Source organism: Cellulomonas massiliensis JC225, from assembly GCF_000312005.1.
In the GTDB taxonomy this organism is placed as follows: domain Bacteria; phylum Actinomycetota; class Actinomycetes; order Actinomycetales; family Cellulomonadaceae; genus Cellulomonas; species Cellulomonas massiliensis.
Genome location: NZ_HE978588.1, coordinates 1420839 through 1423951 on the forward strand (window position 1 = coordinate 1420839; position 3113 = coordinate 1423951).

Consider the following 3113-nt stretch of genomic DNA (forward strand, 5'->3'; position numbering starts at 1 on the left):
GCCTCCAGCACCTGCAGGACGCCGGCGTCGACCCCCGCGAGCGCCCGCTGCAGGCTCGCGCGGCTGGTCGCGCGCACCGCGAGGGACGCCAGCGTGGACGGCGACGGAGACGCGAGGTCCGGGCGCGCGCGCAGCAGCGCAACGAGCTCGTCGTCGCCGCGCGCGCGCAGGTACCCGGTGAAGGCCATCCGCACCACGATACGTGCGCGGGCCCGCCGGCCGGCCCGGCGGGAAAAGAGCACGCGCAGGCCGGTAGCCTAGGAGGCCGGGACGGCGGCCCAGCCGGCGGCCCGACGAGAGCGACAGTCGACAGACAGGGGTCTGCCGTGCCCACGGGCAAGGTCAAGTGGTTCGACGCCGAGCGCGGCTTCGGCTTCATCGCCGACGACAGCGGCGGCGAGGTCTTCCTGCACGCCTCGGCGCTGCCCGCGGGCGTCCAGGCGCCCAAGCCGGGCACGCGCGTCGACTTCGGCGTGGCCGACGGCAAGCGCGGCCCCCAGGCCCTCTCGGTCACGGTGCTCGACCCCGTGCCGTCGGTGGTCAAGGCCCACCGCCGTCCGGCGGACGACATGGCGGTCGTCGTGGAGGACCTCATCAAGATCCTCGACCGCGTCGGCAACGACCTGCGCCGCGGGCGCTACCCCGAGCGCACCAAGGCACAGACGTACGCCAAGGCCCTGCGCGCCGTCGCCGACGACCTCGAGGCCTGACCGTGGCCAAGGACGCCGTCCTCGAGGCCGCCGTCGACCTCGCGCGCGAGGTCGCGGTGAGCATCGCCGAGGACCCCGCGGACGTCGGGGAGTACCTGGGCGCGACGAGCGAGGGCGACCGGCTGGTCTCGCACCGCTTCGCCAGCAACGCCCGCGGCTACCGCGGCTGGGCGTGGACCGTCACGGTCGCGCGCGTGCCCCGTGGCCGCACCGCGACGGTGTCCGAGGCGGAGCTGCTGCCCGGTCCGGACGCCGTGCTGGCGCGCTCGTGGGTGCCGTGGTCGGAGCGGCTGCGCCCCGGCGACATCGGCCCGGGCGACGTGCTGCCCTTCCGTCCGGACGACCCGCGGCTCGAGCCCGGCTGGACGCCGTCCGGCGACGACGAGGTGGACCAGGTGGCGATCGGCGAGCTCGCGCTCGCCCGCGCCCGGATCCTCTCGCCCGAGGGCCGCGACCAGGTGGCCGAGCGCTGGTACCGCGGCCCGCAGGGCCCGACGAGCGCGGGCGCGCTGGCGTCGGCGGCGGCGTGCGCGACGTGCGGCTTCCTCGTCCCGCTGCAGGGCGCGCTCGGCCAGGTGTTCGGCGTGTGCGTCAACGAGTGGTCGCCCGACGACGGCAAGGTCGTCTCGTTCGACCACGGCTGCGGGGCGCACTCCGAGACCGACGTGGACCCGACGCCGACCGAGTGGCCGGACCCCGACCCGCTCCTCGACGACCTGCGCCTCGACGTCGTGCCGGCGGCACGCTCGGCCGAGGAGCCCGCGTCCGGCCCGGCGGTCGAGGAGATCCAGGCGGCCGAGGCCGACGACGACACGCGCCCCGAGGAGGCCGACGCCGTCGAGCCGGTCGCCGACGAGCCCACCGACGAGGCCACCGACGACGAGCAGAGCTCCGACGAGCAGAGCTCCGACGAGCAGATCGACGACGCGCAGGGCGACGACGAGCTCGCCGTCGACGAGGACGCGGCGGGCACCCCCGTCGCCGAGGACCCCCAGCCCGACCCCGAGCCCGACGCGGAGCGGTGAGCCCCGACCCGTTCGGGACGGCGGCGCTGCGCGCGGCCGCTCTGGACGCGTGGCGCGCCTCGCCCGCGCGGCTGCGCGAGGACGCCAACGTCGAGGAGGACCACGCCCGCGGCTACTACCGCGACCGCGTCGTGGTCGAGCTCGCGCAGAACGCCGCCGACGCGGCGGCGCGCGCCGGTGCGCCGGGCCGGCTCCTGCTCCGGCTGGCCCGCGTCGAGGGCGGCGGCCCTCCGGGCGGCCCCGTGACGGTGCTCGTCGCGGCGAACACCGGTGCGCCGCTCGACGAGGCGGGCGTCGCGTCGCTCGCGACGATGCGTGCCTCCGCGAAGCGGGACGGCGGCCTGGTCGGCCGGTACGGCGTCGGCTTCGCGGCGGTCCGGGCCGTCGCGGACGAGGTCTCCGTGCTCTCGACGAGCGGCGCGGTCCGGTTCTCCCTGCGCGACACGGCCGAGCTGCTGGCCGAGGCGGGCTCCGGCGTGCCGGCCCTCGCCGAGGAGGTGCGGCGCCGCGACGGGTCGCTGCCGGCGCTGCGGCTGCCGCTCGCGACCGACGGGGAGCCGCCCGGGGGGTACGACACCGCCGTCGTGCTCGAGCTGCGCGACGAGGTCGCGGCGGACGAGGTGCGGGCGCTGCTGCGCGACGTCGACGACCCGCTGCTGCTCGCGCTCCCGGCGCTCGCCGAGGTCCGCGTCGAGGACCTGACGGGCCCCGAGCCGCAGGTCCGCGTGCTGGCGGACGTCGAGCGCCGCTGGCTCGTCGCGCGCGCCGAGGGCACCGTGCCCGACGTGCTGCTCGCCCACCGGCCGGTCGAGGAGCGTGCCGCGGACCGCTGGCAGGTCGCGTGGGCGCTGCGCCGCGACGGCCGCGTCGACCTCACCGAGCACGTCGTGCACGCGCCCACGCCGACGGACGAGCACTGCGCGCTGCCGCCGCTGCTCGTCGCGACCCTCCCGCTGGACCCGACGCGGCGGCGCGTCGCCACGGGGGCGCTCACGGACTTCCTGCTCGACCACGCGGCGGCCGTCTACGTCCAGCTGGCCCAGCTCGTCGCCCGCGAGGGCGGGGACGCGCTCGCGCTCGTGCCCCTGGGTCTGCCCGGGGGCGCGGTCGACTCGGTGCTGCGCACGCGCGTCGTCGACCGGCTGGCGCACGCCCCACTGCTCCCGGCCGCCGACGACCCGGCCCGGCTGGTCGCGCCGGCGCGCGCGGTCGCGGTCGAGGGCACGGCGGGCCGGGACGCGGCCGCGCTCGTCGAGCTGGGCCGCCGGGTCTCGTCGCTCGTGCGGGTGCCCGCGGGGCGTGACGGCCAGGCGCGGACCGTGGGCGTGGAGGTCCGGGCGCTCGCGGACCTCGTCGAGGAGCTCCCGGCCGTCGCGGG

The 3113-nt window shown here is 78.1% G+C and carries 4 protein-coding genes; 3 read left to right on the top strand and 1 reads right to left on the bottom strand.

What is annotated here, in order from left to right; genetic code table 11:
• On the bottom strand, positions 1–188 hold a 188-nt coding region (locus HGCM_RS19755; protein WP_040398981.1), incomplete at its 3' end, for a hypothetical protein.
• A 138-nt stretch (positions 189–326) separates the two neighbouring features.
• Here HGCM_RS19755 and HGCM_RS06770 point away from each other — a divergent pair.
• The 3 genes from HGCM_RS06770 to HGCM_RS19760 all read left to right on the top strand — a co-directional run.
• Positions 327–710, top strand: coding sequence for a cold-shock protein (locus HGCM_RS06770; RefSeq protein ID WP_019136098.1), 384 nt, complete (start codon positions 327–329; stop codon positions 708–710).
• A 2-nt stretch (positions 711–712) separates the two neighbouring features.
• The gene (locus HGCM_RS17335) at positions 713–1735 is read left to right on the top strand and encodes a DUF3027 domain-containing protein (protein WP_019136099.1); all 1023 of its coding nucleotides are present in this window, start codon (positions 713–715) and stop codon (positions 1733–1735) included.
• Positions 1732–3113 (top strand): sacsin N-terminal ATP-binding-like domain-containing protein (locus tag HGCM_RS19760; protein ID WP_370906320.1); only part of this gene is annotated, 1382 nt, incomplete at its 3' end. The genes HGCM_RS17335 and HGCM_RS19760, both read left to right, overlap by 4 nt.